The organism is uncultured Sphingomonas sp., from assembly GCF_937871615.1.
GTDB lineage: Bacteria > Pseudomonadota > Alphaproteobacteria > Sphingomonadales > Sphingomonadaceae > Sphingomonas.
This window is the reverse complement of sequence record NZ_CALMPA010000020.1, coordinates 98,885-116,070: the sequence shown is the minus strand read 5'-3', so window position 1 is coordinate 116,070 and position 17,186 is coordinate 98,885. Positions and strand designations below refer to the sequence as shown.

The window sequence follows — 17,186 nt, the reverse complement described above, 5'->3', positions numbered from 1 at the left end:
CGTGTCCTCGATTTATGAATCCGTTTCGCCCGTTCCGGTCGACGGGCGCTCCACCCAAAATGGGGTCGCACGGCGCGCCGACAAGCTCAGCTAAACGGAGAAGAAGACCGGCCCGTAGGCCGGCCATGTTTCAATTACGCTTCAGCTTCGACAGCCACCGCCTGCTCGACCGGCGGCTCCGCCATGGCGCCGATATCGGCGCCGCCACGGCGCTGCTGCTCCTGATTGCCGCGCGTGGAGGCGATCGCCACCGCTTCGCAATACAAGCGGATCGCGCGGCTCGCGTCGTCGTTCGCGGGCACCGGGAAGGCGATGCCGTCCGGCGACACGTTCGAATCGAGGATCGCGACGACCGGGATGCCAAGCGTATTGGCTTCCTTGATCGCCAGCTCCTCCTTGTTGGCGTCGATCACGAACATCACGTCCGGGATGCCGCCCATGTCGCGGATGCCGCCGAGCGACAGCTCGAGCTTGTCGCGCTCGCGGGTGAGCTGGAGCACTTCCTTCTTGGTGAGGCCGGCGGTGTTGCCCGAGAGCTGCTCCTCAAGGCTCTTGAGACGCTTGATCGAGTTCGAGATCGTCTTCCAGTTGGTGAGCATACCGCCCAGCCAGCGGTGGTTGACGAAATGCTGGCCGGCGCGACGCGCGCAATCGGCGATCGGCTCCTGCGCCTGGCGCTTGGTGCCGACGAACAGAACTTTGCCGCCAGCGGCAACGGTCGACGAGACGAATTCCAGCGCGCGCGCGAACAGCGGCACGGTCTGCGACAGGTCGATGATGTGGACGCCGTTACGGTCACCGAAGATGTAGGGCTTCATCTTCGGGTTCCAGCGGTGAGTCTGGTGGCCGAAGTGCGCGCCGGTTTCGATGAGCTGCTGCATGGTGACGACGGGTGCCGCCATAGGATAATTCCTTTCCGGTTAAGCCTCTGGGAAGCGGGAATGACGCTAGGGCTGCAAGCCTGCGCACCGGTGATGATGCTTCCCATGCGGGGTTGAGGGCGCGCCGATAGCGCAAGCGCAGACGAAAAGCAATCGCTTGACGCGCCGGAACATATATGGAACATATCACGAGAACGGAGGGCGAACACCCCTCCAGCACGTGAACGGGTCCACGCGCCGCCAGGCACGCCGACCGGACAGGAGGCGAAGATGATGTTTCTGCTCGCAATCGCGACGTTTGGCGCCGCGCTGGGCATTTCGGCCTATGCCATCGCCGAAACGGTCGGGCCGAACCTGCACAGGATCCGGCTCGCCCTGATCGGGCAGTCGCCGATGCCGTTCGTCCCCGCCCCCGAAATGGCGCGAGGAGAGCGCCGCATCCGGGTCAGACCTCAGGCGACACCTCGGGATCGATCGGCGGCATCGTGGCGCGCAGCCGCCTGACGCGCGCGTAGCTCGCCATGCTGAACGGGATCGCTAGCAGATAGGCGCCGCACAAGGCGGTAAGGGCGTGCCACGGCGCGGAAATCGCCGCCGCGCCGAAGATCACCACCACGGCCAGCGCCTCGAACCGGATGTTCCGGCGCAAACGCAACGACCCCCAAGAGTAAGTCGCCAGACTCGAAACCATCAACACCGCCACCAGCGCGGTCCATGGCGCGACGATATAAGGGGAGCGCAGCAGCGGCTCCCCGGTCCAGAACCACAGGAACATCGGCAGCAGGGCCAACCCCGCGCCAGCCGGCGCGGGCACCCCGGTGAGGAAGCCCGCCGACTTATGGGGTTGTTCCGCCACATCAATATTCGCGTTGAAGCGCGCGAGGCGGAGCGCGCAGAACACCGCCAGCATCAACGCCGCCGTCCAGCCGAAACGCGGCAACGCGGAGAGCGACCAGAGATAGAGGATGAGTGCGGGCGAAACGCCGAACGAAATCGCGTCCGCCAGCGAATCCAGTTCCGCACCGAACCGGCTTTGCCCACGCACCATGCGGGCGATGCGGCCATCGAGCCCGTCGAGCACGCCCGCCAGCAGGATCATCGCCACCGCGAGTTCCCACCAGCCGGAAATGGCGAACCTGATGCCCGAAAGGCCAGCGCAAAGCCCGAGCGCGGTCACCGCATTGGGCAATACCGCGCGCAGCGGCAAACCGCGCAACCGGCGAGGCGGCAAGCTCATCCGAAGGCGCCTCGCCAGGAGGCCGGGGCAAGAAACGTCATTGCGCGATCCCGGTAACAGCCGAAACGCCATAGCGGCCGATCACCGTCTCCCCGGCAACCGAGCGCTGGCCGAGCGCGACCTGCGGCTCGCACCCGTCGGGCAGGAAGACATCGACGCGGCTGCCGAAGCGAATCAGCCCGACACGCTGCCCCACGGTGACGATATCGCCCACCTTGGCGAAACCGACGATACGGCGCGCAACCAGCCCGGCGATCTGCGTGAAGCCGACGCGGCGGCCGTCATGCCCCTCGACCACGAAATGCTGGCGCTCATTGTCTTCAGACGCCTTGTCGAGATCCGCGTTGAGGAATTTGCCCGAAATATAGACGACCTGCCTGATCGTTCCGGCGATCGGGGCGCGATTGATATGCACGTCGAACACCGACATGAAGATCGACACCCGCACCATCGGATCGGTGCCAAGCTCGCCAACCAGTTCACGCGGCACCGGCACGCGCTGGATCATCGTTATCAGCCCGTCGGCGGGGGCGACGACCAGATCGTCGCCGCGCGGCGTGGTACGCACCGGATCGCGGAAGAATGCCGCGACCCACACAGTGAGCCCAAGCATCGGCCAGAAAAAGATATTGGAAAGGATCGTCAGCAACAGCGTGAGCGCGAACGCGATCGCGACGAATTTCTGCCCCTCGGGATGAACGGCAGGAAAGCGCCATTTGACGGTGGTGGTGACGGGAAGGCCCTGGCCTTCCGGTTTATCTAGTGATGGCATTGCCGCGATGTAGCCGCGCGAGTCGTCGCGCACAACGCAGACGTGCGCATTTTGCATGGCCGATCGCGGCGCGCGGTGGTTGATCCCCCGCGCCCTTCCCCCTATCGCGCTCGCCAAACCTCCCCTTACAAGGAACTGGGCATGGCGAAGATCAAGGTGAAAACCCCCGTCGTGGAGATCGACGGCGACGAAATGACGCGGATCATCTGGGAATGGATCCGTGAGCGCCTTATCAAGCCATATCTCGATATCGATCTCGATTATTACGATCTCGGCGTGGAGCATCGCGACGCGACGAACGATCAGGTGACGATCGACAGCGCCAAGGCGATCCAGAAATATGGCGTCGGCGTGAAGTGCGCCACGATCACGCCGGACGAAGCCCGCGTCGAGGAATTCGGCCTCAAGAAGATGTGGAAATCGCCCAACGGCACGATCCGCAACATCCTGGGCGGCGTGGTGTTCCGCGAGCCGATCGTGATGCGCAACGTGCCCCGCCTGATCCCCGGCTGGACCCACCCGATCGTCGTCGGTCGCCACGCATTCGGCGATCAGTACAAGGCCACCGATTTCCTCGTGCCCGGCAAGGGCAAGCTCACGATGAAGTGGGAAGGCGAGAACGGCGACGTGATCGAGGAGGAAGTCTTCGATTTCCCCGGCGCCGGCGTCGCGATGGGCATGTACAACCTCGACGAATCGATCCGCGATTTCGCCCGCGCCTCGATGAACTACGGCATCAACCGCAAGTGGCCGGTATATCTGTCGACCAAGAACACCATCCTCAAGGCCTATGACGGGCGCTTCAAGGATATCTTCGCCGACGTTTTCGAAAATGAATTCAAGGATCAGTTCAAGGAACTTGGCATCGTTTACGAACATCGCCTGATCGACGACATGGTCGCCAGCGCGCTGAAGTGGAACGGCGAGTTCGTCTGGGCATGCAAGAATTACGATGGCGATGTGCAGTCGGATCAGGTCGCGCAGGGCTTCGGCAGCCTCGGCCTGATGACCTCGGTGCTGATGTCGCCGGACGGCAAGACGATCGAGGCGGAAGCGGCGCACGGCACCGTCACGCGCCACTATCGCCAGCATCAGCAGGGCAAGGCGACCTCGACCAACCCGATCGCGTCGATCTTTGCCTGGACCGGCGGCCTCAAGTATCGCGGCAAGTTCGACAACACGCCGGATGTGACGCGCTTCGCGGAGACGCTGGAAAAGGTCTGCGTCGAGACGGTCGAGGCGGGCGACATGACCAAGGATCTCGCGATCCTGATCGGCCCGGATCAGAAGTGGATGACCACCGAGCAGTTCTTCGAGAAGGTTCGCCAGAATCTCGAAGCGAAGATGGCCAGCTGGGCCTGATCGCCAACCACATGATAAATCAGGAAAAGGCCGGTGCTCACACGATCGTGGGCGCCGGCTTTTTCGTTGAGGCCCGCCGGATCAATCCCGGCGCAATTCCACCACTAGGCCGCCATCCCCTTTCAGGATCGTCGGCCCACGCCGATCGAGCCGGGCCTGCTCCTGCAACTCGACCGTGCGGATTCCGCCGCATGGCGACGAACCCGGCCGGCTCCATCGCACGCTCACCGATATTCGCCCGTCGCCGGCAGGATCAGCCGATGGCAGGACATTCAATTGCACATTCAGTTCGTTCGAGGTGGTGCTCCGGAATGCGTTTTGCGGCACGCATTCATCGGCCGGCGCCTCCATCATATTCTGTCGCCAACTCGCCGGGCCGCGCGGCGACACCCACAAGGCCCCGCTCCACAACAGCCCTTCCGGCGCGCGAACGGAAACGACAACGCGGAAACGCGGGCGCGTGTTTGCCTGCTCGCCGGGCAAACGCGGAGCGGTGGTGATTATCATCGGCGGCGCGGGCGGCGCCAGCGGCACGCCAGCCTGAGCAAGCAACAATGCGATCATCGAACCCCTCTCTCTCCCCGCGAATATCCGCGCGCACCGTGCGAAGCAGCGCGTTCCGATTACGTCAAGGAACAGACTTAATGGCTGCCGGCGATCGGATATGCTCACGCCGCACCCCCAGCCCCAGCACGCGCGCCGGGATGCGGCGAAGCAGCGCCGCCTTGTTCAGCACCCGCAGCGCGAGCGGCGCGCGCGCGATTTCGCCGGCCAGCGCCTTTTCCAGCACATTGCGGTGCGCCGCGCGCTGGATCGCCTGCACCACGCGCACCGGGAACATGCGCCGCGCCTGCACTTTCGCGAGCAACGGATCAGGATCGCCGCCGCGCATCATCCGCGCGGCAAGGATGTTGGCCGCCGCCACCGCATCCTGAATGGCAAGATTGATGCCCACGCCGCCAACCGGCGACATGGCGTGCGCCGCGTCGCCGATCGCCAGCAGACCGGGGCGGTGCCAGCGCGTCAGCCGGTCGAGCGAGACGGAAAGCAGTTTCACTTCGTCCCAGCCGCCCACCGCGCCGATGCCCGGCGCCAGCACCGGCGCGGCGCGGGCGACCTCCTCGCGGAAGGTGGCAAGCCCACGCGCCTGCACCTCGGCGGCGCTGCCCTTGCGGATCACGCGGGCGCATTGGAAATAGTCGCCACGGTCGATCCCGACCACGATCTGCCCCTGCGCGATATAGCCCGCGGTCTCGTTCGCCGCGCCGCGCGCCTTCGGCACGCGAAACCAGAAAACGTCGATCGGCACCCCGAGATCGAGGCGCGGCAGGCCGGCCGCGTCACGCAGCGCCGAGGTTCGCCCGTCGGCGAGGATCACGAGCCGCGCGCGTAGCTCCTCCCCCATGCTTGTGCGGACCCCGGCGACCCTGCCCCCCTCCTCGATCAGCGCGACCGCTTCTCTCTCCATTCGCAGATCGAAACCGGCCAGGCGCCGCGCCACACGCGCTACGAAATCGAGGAAATGCCATTGCGGCATCATCGCCACGAAACGCCCCCGCCCCGGCAGATGCGTGAAATCGGCGATGCGATAGCTCCGCCCGCCGATAACCGCGCCGATTTCCGTCACCTTATCATGCGGCTCGGCCAGCAGCGCATCGAGCAACCCGAGTTCGTCGAACAGATCGAGCGTGGAGGGATGGACGGTATCGCCGCGAAAATCGCGCAGGAAATCGCCGTGTTTCTCAAGCACCGTGACGCGCAGCCCGGCGCGCGCGAACAGCAATCCCGCCATCATCCCCGCCGGGCCGCCGCCGACCACGACAATATCGTGTTTTTCCATTGCTACGGTCCTGACAGCGGTGGTTTCGTCTGATTAAGGTAATGCGATGGCAATCGGACTTGAAAATCACGGATTCAGCGACACGCTCGTAATTCTGGGCGCGGCAGGCATGGTGATCCCCGCGTTCGCCCGTTTCAAGATCAGCCCGGTGATCGGCTTCATTCTGGTCGGGATGCTGGTCGGCCCGGCGGGGCTAGGCGCGCTCGTCGACGAGGCGCCATGGCTCTATTATTTCACGATCACCGATCCCCACGCGATCGAGCCGCTCGCCGAATTCGGCATCACGCTGCTGCTGTTCTCGATCGGGCTGGAGCTGTCGTTCCGGCGTTTGTGGTCGATGCGGCGGTTGGTGTTCGGCACGGGCGCGGCAGAATTGATCGCCTCGGGGCTGCTGATCGGGGCCGGGCTGCATCTTCTGGGGCAAAGCTGGGCCGGGGCGATCGGCCTGGGGTTCGCGCTGGCGCTGTCGTCCACCGCGTTGGTGCTGCCGCTCGTCGGCACGACGGGGGCGGTGGGTCGCGGTGCATTCGCCATGCTGCTGTTCGAGGATATCGCGCTGGTGCCGATCATCTTCGCGCTCGGCGCCATGGCGCCAACCGCTTCGGCGGAAGGCTGGCAGGGCCTGGCCGGGGTGGCGTTGAGCGGCGGATTGACGGTTGTGGCGATCTATATCGGCGGGCGGCTCGTGCTGCCCCGGCTGTTCGCACAAGCTGCGCGCACCAAGAGCCCGGAGTTGTTCCTCGCGGCATCCTTGCTGGTGGTGATCGTCGCCAGCGTCGCCACCACCGCGGCGGGCCTGTCTCCCATCGTCGGCGCGCTGCTGGCCGGATTGCTGATCGCCGAGACCGAATATCACACCGAGGTGGAGGTGATGACCGCGCCGTTCCGCGGGCTGGCGCTCGGCGTGTTCCTCATCACCGTCGGGATGGGTGTAAATCTGCATTCGGTGGTGGAGAACTGGTCTTCCCTCGCGCTCGCGGTGGTGGGCGTGGTCGCGATCAAGGCGCTCGTCACCTATCTGCTGTTGCGTGTCGCCAACGCGCGGCATGGCGTGGCCGCCGAAACCGGGCTGCTGATGGGCAGTCCTTCCGAAACCACGCTGATCGTGCTGGCGGCAGCGGCGCAAGCGAAGCTGATCCAGCCTTCCACCGCCGCCTTCTGGCAAACCGTCACCGCGATCGGGCTGACGATCACGCCCCTGCTCGCACAGGTGGGGACGGCGATCTCGCGGCGGCTCGACACCTCCGATCATCGGGCCGTGCCCGAGGTGGGCGAGGAAGGGCGGACGGTGGTGATCGGGTTCGGTCGCGTCGGGCGGCTGGTATCGGATATGCTGACCCGGCACGATCAACCCTATGTCGCGGTCGAGGCCGATATCGACACGGTAAAGGCGGCCCGGCACGCCGGGCATCCGGTGGTATTCGGCGATGTTTCGCGCGGGGGCCTGGTCGATCGCCTCAACCTGCCGGCGGCGCGCGCGCTGATCCTGACGATGGACGATCCGGTCCTGACGGTGCGGCTGGTGCGGCGCATCAGGGCGCTTTTCCCCGATCTGCCGATCATCGCCCGCGCCCGCGACATGCGCCACGCCGCCGAATTGTATCGCGCCGGCGCCACCGATGCCGTGCCGGAAACACTGGAAAGCTCGCTGCAATTGTCGGAAGCCGTGCTGGTCGATCTCGGCGTCGCGATGGGGCCGGTGATCGCGTCGATCCATGAAAAGCGTGACGAGATGCGCGAGACGATCCGGCGCGAGGCGGCGCTCACCCGCGAACCGCGCATCCGCCGCATCCGCCGCAAGAGCGAACTGGCAACGGACGAATGAAAACGCCGCCGGGACGCGGTTTTTCGTCCGTCAGAACCTAGTTTTCGCCATGATCGGCGGTTAACGCCCGCGTCATGCAGCCGTCTGATCTCCGCGTCGCCCTGTTCAGCGGCAATTACAATTACGTGCGCGACGGCGCCAACCAGTCGCTCAACCTGCTCGTCGGCTATCTGCTCGAACAGGGGGTGAAGGTGCGCGTCTATTCACCCACCGTATCCGCGCCCGCGTTTCCGGCGGTCGGCGATCTGGTCGACGTGCCCTCCATTCCGATGATCGCGGGGCGCGGCGAATACAAGCTCGCGCGCGGGCTTCCCGCTAGGCCGCGCGCCGATCTGGAGGCGTTCGCGCCAAATGTGGTTCACGTCTCCGCGCCGGAATTTCTCGGCCATGCGGCGGTGCGCTGGGCAAGGGCCAACAACATCCCCGCCGTCGCCTCGTTCCACACCCGGTTCGAGACGTATTGCAGCTATTACGGGCTCGGTTTCCTGGAGCCGCTGGTCAAGCATCTGATGACGCGTTTCTACAACCGCTTCGATCGGGTGCTGGTGCCGAGCAACAGCATGACGGCGCTGCTCGCCGATTGGGGCGTGACGGCGCCGATGGGCATCTGGTCGCGCGGGATCAACCACGATCGCTTCCGCCCCGATCGGCGCGATCTGGCGTGGCGCCGGTCGCTGGGGATCGGTGATGACGAGATGGCCGTCGGCTTTCTCGGGCGGCTGGTGAAGGAAAAGGGGCTGGACATCTTCGCCGAGGTTTCGACCGAGCTGAAGCGACGCGGCGTGGCGCACAAGGTGCTGGTGGTGGGCGAAGGCCCGGCGCGCGACTGGTTCGCGGAAAAAGTGCCCGATGCGGTGTTCACCGGCTTCCAGTCCGGTGACGCGCTTGGCCGCGCGGTCGCCTCGATGGACGTATTCTTCAACCCGAGCGTGACCGAGACGTTCGGCAACGTCACCACGGAGGCGATGGCGAGCGCGGTGCCGGTGGTGGCGGCGCGCGCGACCGGCGCGGTCGATCTCGTCGAGGATGGCGTGAACGGATTCCTCGTGCCGCCGCGCGACGTAAACGCTTATGCCGACGCGATCGGGCGAATCGTGGCAGACCCGGCGCTGCGCCAATCCATGGGCGAAGCCGGCCACCACAAGGCAGCCGGCTATCGCTGGGATACCGCCAACCGGGCGGTGCTGAACGCCTATCTCGGCTTGCGGCCCTAAACGCCCTTCCAATCGAACGTCAGCGGCGCTTCGCGGAAGGCGAAGCGATCGAGGTGGCTCGCGACGACGCCGCGCATCCGCTCGGCATCCTCGCCGTCCGGCACCGTCAGCGCCACGTCGAGCGTTTCGCTGTTCGCGCGCATGTCCAGCCGGCTGCCGTTGGGAAATTCGATCCTTCCCTCCTCCGCGGAGAAGGTGACGACCATCTTGTGGCTCCAGTGCTTGGCAAGTTGCTGGAGATAGCGGCTGGCCGACGCGGTCGGCACGCGGGCGATGGAGACGCTCACCGCAGCCGCTCGATCTTCTGCGCCACCTCGTCGATCAGCGCGGCTACATCGTGCAGCGTATCCTGCGAAAAATCGCCTTTCGTCAGCCTGTGCTCCAGCGCGACGCGCAAATTGCCCATCGCGCGGCGGATCGGCGCGCCATCGGTGCGCTGGCGGCGTTCGCCGACATGGGCGAGCCGCTCGATCAGCGCGTCCACCTGCTCCTTATTCTCCTCGATATGCGCACGCCCGGCGTCGGTCGCGGCATAGCGTTTGCGCTTTTCGTCGGTAGCCTGCTCCTCGATGAAGCCCATTTCATCGAGCAAGGTAAGCGTCGGATAAACCACGCCGGGGCTCGGCGCGTAATCGCCGCCGGTCAATTCCTCGATCGAGCGGATCAGTTCGTAGCCGTGGCGCGGCTCATCCGCGATCAGCTTCAAGAGAACGAGGCGAAGCTCGCCGCCGTCGAACATCCGCCGGCCACGCCCGCGCCCACCGCCGCGCGCATCGCCGCCGAAGTCCCAGTGAACGCTGAACGGCCCGCGCGACCAATCGCCGCGCGATCCGCAGTGGCGGCCTCTCCCGCCATGCATACCATGAAACATCGCATGTTCCTTCCATATCACGATGGCACTAAGATATATCTTAAAACGAACACCACAACCCCCGGCTGTAAAAATTTCTCGCGCGCTCTATCCTGGCACGATGGCCGACCTGTTCGCGGGATTTGAACCCGCCACTCCCCAAGACGATCCGCTCGCCCCCGATGCGCCGCTGGCCGATCGCCTGCGCCCGCACCGGCTCGACGAGGTGGTCGGGCAGGAACATCTTACCGGGCCGCAAGGGGCGATCGGGCGGATGGTCTCCGCGGGGCGGCTGTCCTCGATGATCCTGTGGGGGCCACCCGGCACCGGCAAGACGACGATCGCACGGCTGCTGGCGGATGCGGTGGGGTTGCGGTTCGCGCCGATCTCGGCGGTGTTCTCGGGCGTCGCCGATCTCAAGAAAGCCTTTGCCGAAGCGCGCGACCACGCACGCGCCGGCAAGCGCACCTTGCTGTTCGTGGACGAGATCCACCGTTTCAATCGTGCGCAGCAGGATGGCTTCCTTCCCTATGTCGAGAACGGCACCGTCACGCTGGTTGGCGCGACGACCGAGAATCCATCGTTCGAACTGAACGCCGCGTTGCTCAGCCGCGCGCAGGTGCTGATCCTCCAGCGGCTCGATCGCGCCGCGCTGGATAAATTGCTGGGCCGTGCGGAAGCGGAGATGGCGCGCGCCCTGCCCCTCACGCCCGAAGCACGCGATGCGCTGGTGGCGAGCGCCGACGGCGACGGGCGCTTCCTGCTCAATCAGGCCGAAACGCTGTTTTCCGTCGCGATCGAGGCGCCGCTCGATCCGGCTGGCCTGTCTTCATTCCTCCAACGCCGCGTCGCGGTGTACGACAAGGATCGCGAGGGGCATTACAACATCATCTCCGCGCTGCATAAATCGGTGCGCGGATCGGATCCGCAGGCCGCCCTTTACTATCTCGCGCGGATGCTGACGGCGGGTGAGGAGCCGCTCTATGCGCTGCGCCGGCTCACGCGCATGGCGGTGGAGGATATCGGCATGGCCGATCCGCAGGCGCTGACGCAGTGCATCGCCGCCAGGCAGGCCTATGAACTGCTCGGCTCGCCGGAGGGCGAACTCGCGATCGTGCAGGCGTGCCTCTATCTCGCCACCGCGCCCAAATCGAATGCCGCTTATGCCGCGATGAAAGCTGCGTGGCAGGCCGCGCGCGAAACCGGATCGCTGATGCCGCCGGCCAATATCCTGAACGCGCCGACCAAGCTGATGAAAGATGCCGGCTACGGCAAGGGCTATGAATACGATCATGACGCGGCGGATGCCTTTTCCGGCGCGAATTACTGGCCGGCGGAAATGGCGCCGCAGCATTTCTATCAGCCCAGCGGGCGCGGCTATGAAAAAAGGGTTGCCGAACGGCTTGCCTGGTGGGACGAACGACGGCGTGAAAAGAACCCTTAGTCTCGCGCTGGTCGCGCTCGCCACCCCGGTTTCCGCGCAGCAGATCCACCCCACGTCGCCTCAGCCATATAATCAGGCGATCGCCGCCGGTTACAAGGCGCTCACGCTGTGCGAGGGCGTGTTCGACGCCGGGCGCAGCGAAGCGCAGATCGCCTCGGTCGAACTGCGCGGCATCTATCCCGAATTTGAAGCGATCGTTGCCGCTTTGCCCGCCACGATCGACCGCCAGACGCGCGTGGTGACGGTGCCCTTCGATGCGAAGCTCGCGCCGCGCCGCGCGATGTGGCGGCCGGTTTACGGCTGCTATCTCTCCCCGATCGGCACGCCCGTCGCCCGCGCCAACGCCGCCGCGGCAACGCCGACGCCGCTGCCCGCCGATCCGCGCCCCTGGCCGATGGGTGACGCCAATATCGCGCCGCACCCCTCCGCCGCGCTTGCCGGGCTGGTCGCCCGCGCCTTCGATCGCGCGAGCTTCGGCGCGGACAGCGTGACGACCGGGGTAGTGATCCTGAAGGGCGGGCGCATCGTCGCCGAGCAATATGCGCCGGGCTTCGGGCCGATGGTGCCCAACCGCACCTGGTCCGTCGCCAAGAGCATCGCGGGAACCCTGGTCGGCCTCGCATCGACGGGCGCGGCGATCGATCCGCACAAGCCCGCGACGATCCCCGAATGGCGCCGCCCCGGCGATCCGCGCGCGACGATCACGCTCGATAATCTGATGCGGATGGCGAGCGGCCTGCACAGCGACAGCGCGGGCAACCGCACCGATGCGATCTATTTCGGCGGCACCAGCGTTACCGAACAGGCGACCGGCTGGCCGCTGGAGGCCGCCCCCGGCACGCGCTTCCGCTACGCGAATAACGACATCATGCTCGCCGCGCGAAGCCTGCGCGCGACGCTGGGCGAGGCGCGCTACGCCGATCTGCCGGAGGGGAAATTGCTCCGCCCGCTCGGGATGGGCCACACCACCATCGGCACCGACTGGCAGGGCAATTACATCCTTTCGAGCCAGGTGTGGACAACCGCGCGCGATCTCGCGCGGCTCGGCCAGTTCTGGCTTCAGGACGGCGTATGGCAAGGCCGCCGCCTGCTTCCCGCCGGCTGGATGCGCTATCTGACGACCCCCGCCGGCCCGCAGCCCGTGGATGGCCCCGGCTATGGCGCGACGATGTGGCTGTTCGGACCGAAACAGGGGTTGCCCGCCGGCAGCTATGCCGCGCAGGGCAATCGCGGCCAATCGGTGATGGTGATCCCGCAGCATGGGCTGGTGATCGTCCGTCGCGGCGAGGATCCCGGCGCGGCGCGCTTCGATATCGCGCGCTTTTCCGCCGACGTGATCGCCGCCACACCATGAAGGACTGGGCGGACGTGGTGGCCTTTGCCTGCTCTCTCCCCGATGTGGAGATGGCATCCTTCTATGGCACCCCCTGCCCCAAGGTTAACGGCAAGGCGTTCGTCTCCCCCGGCCAGGAGGCGGATAGTTTCCACGTCATGGCGTCGCACGAGGAAAAGGCGATGCTGCTCGAAACCGATCCCGAGGCATTCTGGCAAACCCGGCATTATGAAGGCTGGCCGGGTCTTCTGGTGCGATATGGCGCGGCGGATGAGGAGCGCGTCCGCAACGTCATCCGCCGCGCGTGGTGGGATCGGGCGAAGAAGGCGCAGCGTGCCGCGTTCGGCGATCGCCCCTGAACGGTTCCGCCGTTTCGTCGCGATCGACTGGTCGGGGGCGAAGGGAAAGCGGCATCGCGGGATCGCGGTGGCGGAATGCGTGGCGGGCGACGATGCCCCCACGCTGATCGCGCCACCCGGCGGCATCTGGTCGCGGACGGAGGTGCTGCGCTGGCTCCTCGCGCGGGCGAGCGAACCGCTGTTGATCGGCTTCGATTTCAGCTTCTCCGCCCCGTTCGTCACGCGCGGGGCGCACCTGCCGGGCGAGACCGACACGCGCGACGCCCGTGCGCTGTGGCGCTATGTCGATCAGCATAGTGACGACGAGGATCTCGGCGCGGCGCGCTTCATCGAGGCGCGGCGCGGGCGCCATTTCTATCTTGGCGCGGCGGATGGCGCGAAGCGGGATTTCCTCCATTCGCGTATCTGCGAATCGCTGGACGGCCAATCTACCAAGCCCTCCACCGTTTATGATGCGATCGGCGCGGCGCAGGTGGCAAAGGCGAGCTTCGCCGGAATGCGTCTGCTCCACCATCTGGCGCCACGCATCGCGATCTGGCCCTTCGATCCGGTGCCACCGCATGGCGCGGCCGTCGTGGAGATCTATACCGCGATCGCCGCGCGCGGCGCAGGCTTGCGCAAGGGGGTGAGCAAGCTCAGAACCGCCGCCGCGCTGGATGAGGCGCTGGTGGCGACCGGATCGAAATTGCACGCCCCCCTCTCCCGCTATGACGATCATTCGACCGATGCGATCCTCGCCGCCGCATGGCTCCGCCGCGCCGCCGCGCGCGCCGATCTGTGGCAACCGACCCGCATGACGCCCAAAATTGCGCAAACCGAGGGCTGGACCTTCGGCGTTAGCTGACGCATGGACGCGAGCAGTCGTGATAATGATCGGGGCAATGCCCCACGGGCCGGTTTAGCTCAGATGGTAGAGCACCTGATTTGTAATCAGGGGGCCGCGGGTTCGATCCCTGCAACCGGCACCATTGTTTTCGGTTGCGCGATCGGCAACCGGACGCGCATCATGGACGTTGGGTAACCCAGATGATCCGCGTCGCCAGCTACAATATGCGCAAGGGCATCGGCACAGACCGGCGCCGCAATCCCGATCGTACGCTCGAAGTGCTGCGAGAGATCGACGCCGATGTGATCGCGCTACAGGAGGCTGATCGCCGGTTCGGTGCGCGCTCGGCGGTTATCCCGGCGCATCTGATCGACGAGCATAGCGCGTGGAAGCCGGTGGATTTCGGCGCCCGCGCCGCCTCCATGGGCTGGCACGGCAATGCGCTGCTGGTGCCGAAATCGGCCGACATCCTCGATTGCGAGGTGATCCATCTGCCCTCGCTGGAGCCGCGCGGCGCGGTGATGGCCGATCTGCGGGTCAACGGCCAGCCGATCCGCATCGTCGGGATGCACCTTGACCTCTCCGGCCTGTGGCGGCGAAGACAGGCCCATGCGATCCTCACCCATATCGCGGCAAGCCTGCGCCAGCACCCCACGGTGATGATGGGCGATCTCAACGAATGGACCCGCGCCGCGGGTTGCCTGCGCGATTTCGATCGAGATTTCTCGATCGCCGATACCGGCCCGAGCTTCCACGCGCGGCGCCCCGTCGGGCGGCTCGACCGGATCATGGTGTCGAAGGGGCTGAAGGTGGTGGATTGCGGCGTGCACGGCTCCCACGCGGCGCGCAAGGCGAGCGACCACCTGCCGATCTGGGCGGATATCGCCGCCGCATGAACCCCGCCCGTATTCGCGAGAAGGAATTGCGGCTGGCGCTGGTCTGCTACGGCGGGATCAGCCTGGCGGTGTATATGCACGGCATCACCAAGGAGGTGTGGCACCTCGCCCGCGCCAGCCGGGCGAACCGCGATGGAGAGAAGCTGGAGGGCACCGCCGGCATCTATGCCGCCCTGCTCGGCGAGATTGCGGAGCAGGGCGCGCTTCAACTACGCATCCTGCCCGATATCCTCGCGGGCGCCAGCGCGGGTGGGATCAACGCCATCTTTCTCGCTCAGGCGATCTCGTCCGGCCAGTCACTCGATCCGCTGACCGACATGTGGTTGGAGCGCGGCGATGTGGAGGCGCTGCTCGACGCCGCCGCCGCGCCCGCCTCGCGCTTTTCCAAGGCCTGGGCGCTGCCGCTCGCGTGGATGGCGGCGGGGCGCAGCGCCGACAAGCTGGAGGCGATCGACGAGAACACCCGCGAGGAGGTGCGCGCCAAGCTCTCGCATTTCGTCCGCTCGCGCTGGTTCGAGCCGCCGTTCAGCGGGCCGGGCTTCACCGGAATGCTGCTCGACGCGTTCGACGCGATGGCCGCCGCGCCGCGCGGGCCGCGCCTGTTGCCGCCCGGCCAGCCACTCGATCTGTTCGTCACGGTCACCGATTTCACCGGCCATCCGGAACGGCTGCAACTCCATTCGCCACCCGAGGTGGTGGAAACCGAGCACCGGCTCGTTTTCCCCTTCAGCGATTATGGCGAGGAACGCGATACCCTTGCGCCTGCCCCCGAACTGGCCTTCGCCGCGCGCGCGACATCGAGCTTTCCGGGCGCCTTCCCGCCATTCACTGTGGGCGAAATCGACGGTGTTCTGAACGAGCGCGCCGCTGATTGGCCGACGCGCGGCGCCTTCCTTCACCGTGTCCTGCCCCGCCAGTCGGCGGCGAATGCGGCGGAGAAGGCCGTGTTGATCGACGGATCGGTGCTGGCAAACGCGCCGTTCCGCCCGGCGCTGGACGCGTTGCGCCGGCGCCCGGCGCGGCGTCAGGTCGATCGGCGCTTCGTTTATATAGACCCGTCGCCCGGCACGAAATTCCGCCTGTCCGGCCAGAATGACGGCGTGCCAGGCTTTTTCCAGACGATCCTCGGCGCGATCAGCGAATTGCCGCGTCAGCAGCCGATCCGCGACAATCTTGAGGCAATCGCCAAGCGATCCGCACGGATCGAGCGGATGAGCGCGATCATGAATGCCGTCCGCCCAGAGGTGGAAGCGAAGGTGGAGGCGTTGTTCGGCCGCACCTTCTTTCTGGATCGCCCCACGGCAGCCCGCATCGTCGCATGGCGGCGGCGCGCGCAGGTGGCCGCGGTGGAACATGCCGGATACAGCTACGCCAGCTACGCCCATCTGAAGCTGACCGGCGTGGTCGAGACGATCTCCGCGTTGCTGCATGGCATCGGTGGCGAGCCGGGGGCGCAGCACTGGCAACGCATCCATCGCCTGATCGAGGCCGCGCTGGCCGATCGCGGCTATGACGCGGCGTCACCCGATGTCGCGGGCAGCGCGGCGACGATTGACTTCCTGCGCACGTTCGATCTTGGTTTTCGCATTCGTCGCCTGCGATTGATGTCGCGGCGCCTGAGCGAACTCGAAGGCGGCATCGCCAGTGAAACGATCCGCCCGGTCCGCGACGCGATCTACGAATCGCTTTCGGCCTATCTCGATTGCCAGAACCCGCGTTCGTACCATGCGCTTCGTGGCGAGGTTCGCGCGATGCGCGTGGATGCGGGCGCGTTGCTCGATCGGCTGGCCGATTCGATGGACCTGCCGCGCCTCGATGCGGAAACGGATCTGCGGCTGGCCGAGGCGCTGGGCGCATTGCCGCGCGATCTGCGCCATGATCTGCTGCTGCGCTACCTCGGCTTTCCCTATTTCGACGTTGCCACCCTGCCCCTGCTGCAGGGCGAGGGGATGGACGAATATGATCCGATCCAGGTCGATCGTATCGCGCCGGATGATGCGCGATCAATCCGTGGCGGCGGCGCGGAAGCGACATTGAAAGGCATTCAATTCAATAGCTTCGGCGCATTTTTCAGCCGCTCCTATCGCGAGAACGATTATCTCTGGGGCCGGCTGCACGGCGCCGAGCGGATGATCGACATCGCGGTTTCCGCGCTTGCCGGCGATGCGCGTTTGCGGCCTGGGCAAGTGGCGGCGATCAAGCGCGCCGCCTTCATCGCGATTCTCGATGAGGAGGCCCCGCGCCTGCACACCGCCACCGCGCTGATCGAATCGCTGCGCCGCGAAATCGGCTGAGGCTGGAAAAACCGCGCAAGCGCGTCTAGTCCCGTCGTTGCGGGAGATCACCG

16 protein-coding genes and 1 tRNA gene are annotated in these 17,186 nt (G+C 66.1%); 10 read left to right on the top strand and 7 right to left on the bottom strand.

Features of this window, described 5'->3' with window-relative positions:
* Positions 1–134: 134 nt before the first annotated feature.
* From rpsB to Q0316_RS04250, 3 genes are all read right to left on the bottom strand, one after another.
* On the bottom strand, positions 135–902 hold the full coding sequence (rpsB, locus tag Q0316_RS04260) for a 30S ribosomal protein S2 (protein ID WP_298670094.1): 768 nt from the start codon (positions 900–902) through the stop codon (positions 135–137).
* 424 nt (positions 903–1,326) lie between these two features.
* Positions 1,327–2,118, bottom strand: a complete 792-nt coding sequence (locus Q0316_RS04255; protein WP_298670092.1) for a phosphatidylcholine/phosphatidylserine synthase — start codon at positions 2,116–2,118, stop codon at positions 1,327–1,329.
* A gap of 37 nt (positions 2,119–2,155) precedes the next feature.
* Positions 2,156–2,890, bottom strand: a complete 735-nt coding sequence (locus Q0316_RS04250; protein WP_298670090.1) for a phosphatidylserine decarboxylase — start codon at positions 2,888–2,890, stop codon at positions 2,156–2,158.
* A gap of 141 nt (positions 2,891–3,031) precedes the next feature.
* Here Q0316_RS04250 and Q0316_RS04245 point away from each other — a divergent pair, with 141 nt between their 5' ends.
* Entirely contained in the window at positions 3,032–4,252 is a 1,221-nt protein-coding gene (locus Q0316_RS04245; RefSeq protein WP_298670088.1) for an NADP-dependent isocitrate dehydrogenase, read from the top strand.
* A gap of 81 nt (positions 4,253–4,333) precedes the next feature.
* Here the strand turns inward: Q0316_RS04245 and Q0316_RS04240 are convergent, their stop codons facing one another.
* Complete coding sequence (locus Q0316_RS04240; RefSeq protein ID WP_298670086.1) at positions 4,334–4,816, bottom strand: hypothetical protein; 483 nt, start codon at positions 4,814–4,816, stop codon at positions 4,334–4,336.
* A gap of 64 nt (positions 4,817–4,880) precedes the next feature.
* On the bottom strand, positions 4,881–6,092 hold the full coding sequence (locus Q0316_RS04235) for an FAD-dependent oxidoreductase (protein ID WP_298670084.1): 1,212 nt from the start codon (positions 6,090–6,092) through the stop codon (positions 4,881–4,883).
* A gap of 46 nt (positions 6,093–6,138) precedes the next feature.
* On the opposite strand from Q0316_RS04235, the gene Q0316_RS04230 reads away from it, so the two are divergent.
* Positions 6,139–7,917, top strand: a complete 1,779-nt coding sequence (locus tag Q0316_RS04230; RefSeq protein WP_298670082.1) for a cation:proton antiporter — start codon at positions 6,139–6,141, stop codon at positions 7,915–7,917.
* A gap of 74 nt (positions 7,918–7,991) precedes the next feature.
* Entirely contained in the window at positions 7,992–9,131 is a 1,140-nt protein-coding gene (locus Q0316_RS04225) for a glycosyltransferase family 1 protein (RefSeq protein WP_298670079.1), read from the top strand.
* Here Q0316_RS04225 and Q0316_RS04220 read toward each other — a convergent pair.
* A complete protein-coding gene (locus Q0316_RS04220; RefSeq protein ID WP_298670077.1) occupies positions 9,128–9,418 on the bottom strand; it encodes a DUF2218 domain-containing protein in 291 nt (96 codons plus the stop codon). The two genes, Q0316_RS04225 and Q0316_RS04220, sit on opposite strands and share 4 nt — an antisense overlap.
* Positions 9,415–10,002: a PadR family transcriptional regulator gene (locus Q0316_RS04215; protein ID WP_298670075.1), complete on the bottom strand. Its 588-nt coding sequence runs from the start codon at positions 10,000–10,002 to the stop codon at positions 9,415–9,417. Before Q0316_RS04215 ends, Q0316_RS04220 begins: the two co-directional genes overlap by 4 nt.
* Before the next feature lie 100 nt (positions 10,003–10,102).
* On the opposite strand from Q0316_RS04215, the gene Q0316_RS04210 reads away from it, so the two are divergent.
* From Q0316_RS04210 to Q0316_RS04180, 7 genes are all read left to right on the top strand, one after another.
* On the top strand, positions 10,103–11,425 hold the full coding sequence (locus Q0316_RS04210; RefSeq protein ID WP_298670073.1) for a replication-associated recombination protein A: 1,323 nt from the start codon (positions 10,103–10,105) through the stop codon (positions 11,423–11,425).
* The gene (locus tag Q0316_RS04205; protein ID WP_298670070.1) at positions 11,409–12,779 is read left to right on the top strand and encodes a serine hydrolase; all 1,371 of its coding nucleotides are present in this window, start codon (positions 11,409–11,411) and stop codon (positions 12,777–12,779) included. Before Q0316_RS04210 ends, Q0316_RS04205 begins: the two co-directional genes overlap by 17 nt.
* Positions 12,776–13,117: an MmcQ/YjbR family DNA-binding protein gene (locus Q0316_RS04200; RefSeq protein ID WP_298670068.1), complete on the top strand. Its 342-nt coding sequence runs from the start codon at positions 12,776–12,778 to the stop codon at positions 13,115–13,117. The genes Q0316_RS04205 and Q0316_RS04200 overlap by 4 nt, the downstream gene beginning before the upstream one ends.
* Positions 13,107–13,961, top strand: coding sequence for a hypothetical protein (locus tag Q0316_RS04195; protein WP_298670189.1), 855 nt, complete (start codon positions 13,107–13,109; stop codon positions 13,959–13,961). The genes Q0316_RS04200 and Q0316_RS04195 overlap by 11 nt, the downstream gene beginning before the upstream one ends.
* Positions 13,962–14,009: 48 nt before the next feature.
* A tRNA-Thr gene (locus Q0316_RS04190) sits at positions 14,010–14,085 on the top strand.
* Positions 14,086–14,143: 58 nt separating this feature from the next.
* Entirely contained in the window at positions 14,144–14,839 is a 696-nt protein-coding gene (locus Q0316_RS04185; protein WP_298670066.1) for an endonuclease/exonuclease/phosphatase family protein, read from the top strand.
* Positions 14,836–17,133, top strand: a complete 2,298-nt coding sequence (locus tag Q0316_RS04180; protein ID WP_298670064.1) for a patatin-like protein — start codon at positions 14,836–14,838, stop codon at positions 17,131–17,133. The genes Q0316_RS04185 and Q0316_RS04180 overlap by 4 nt, the downstream gene beginning before the upstream one ends.
* Positions 17,134–17,186 lie beyond the last annotated feature (53 nt).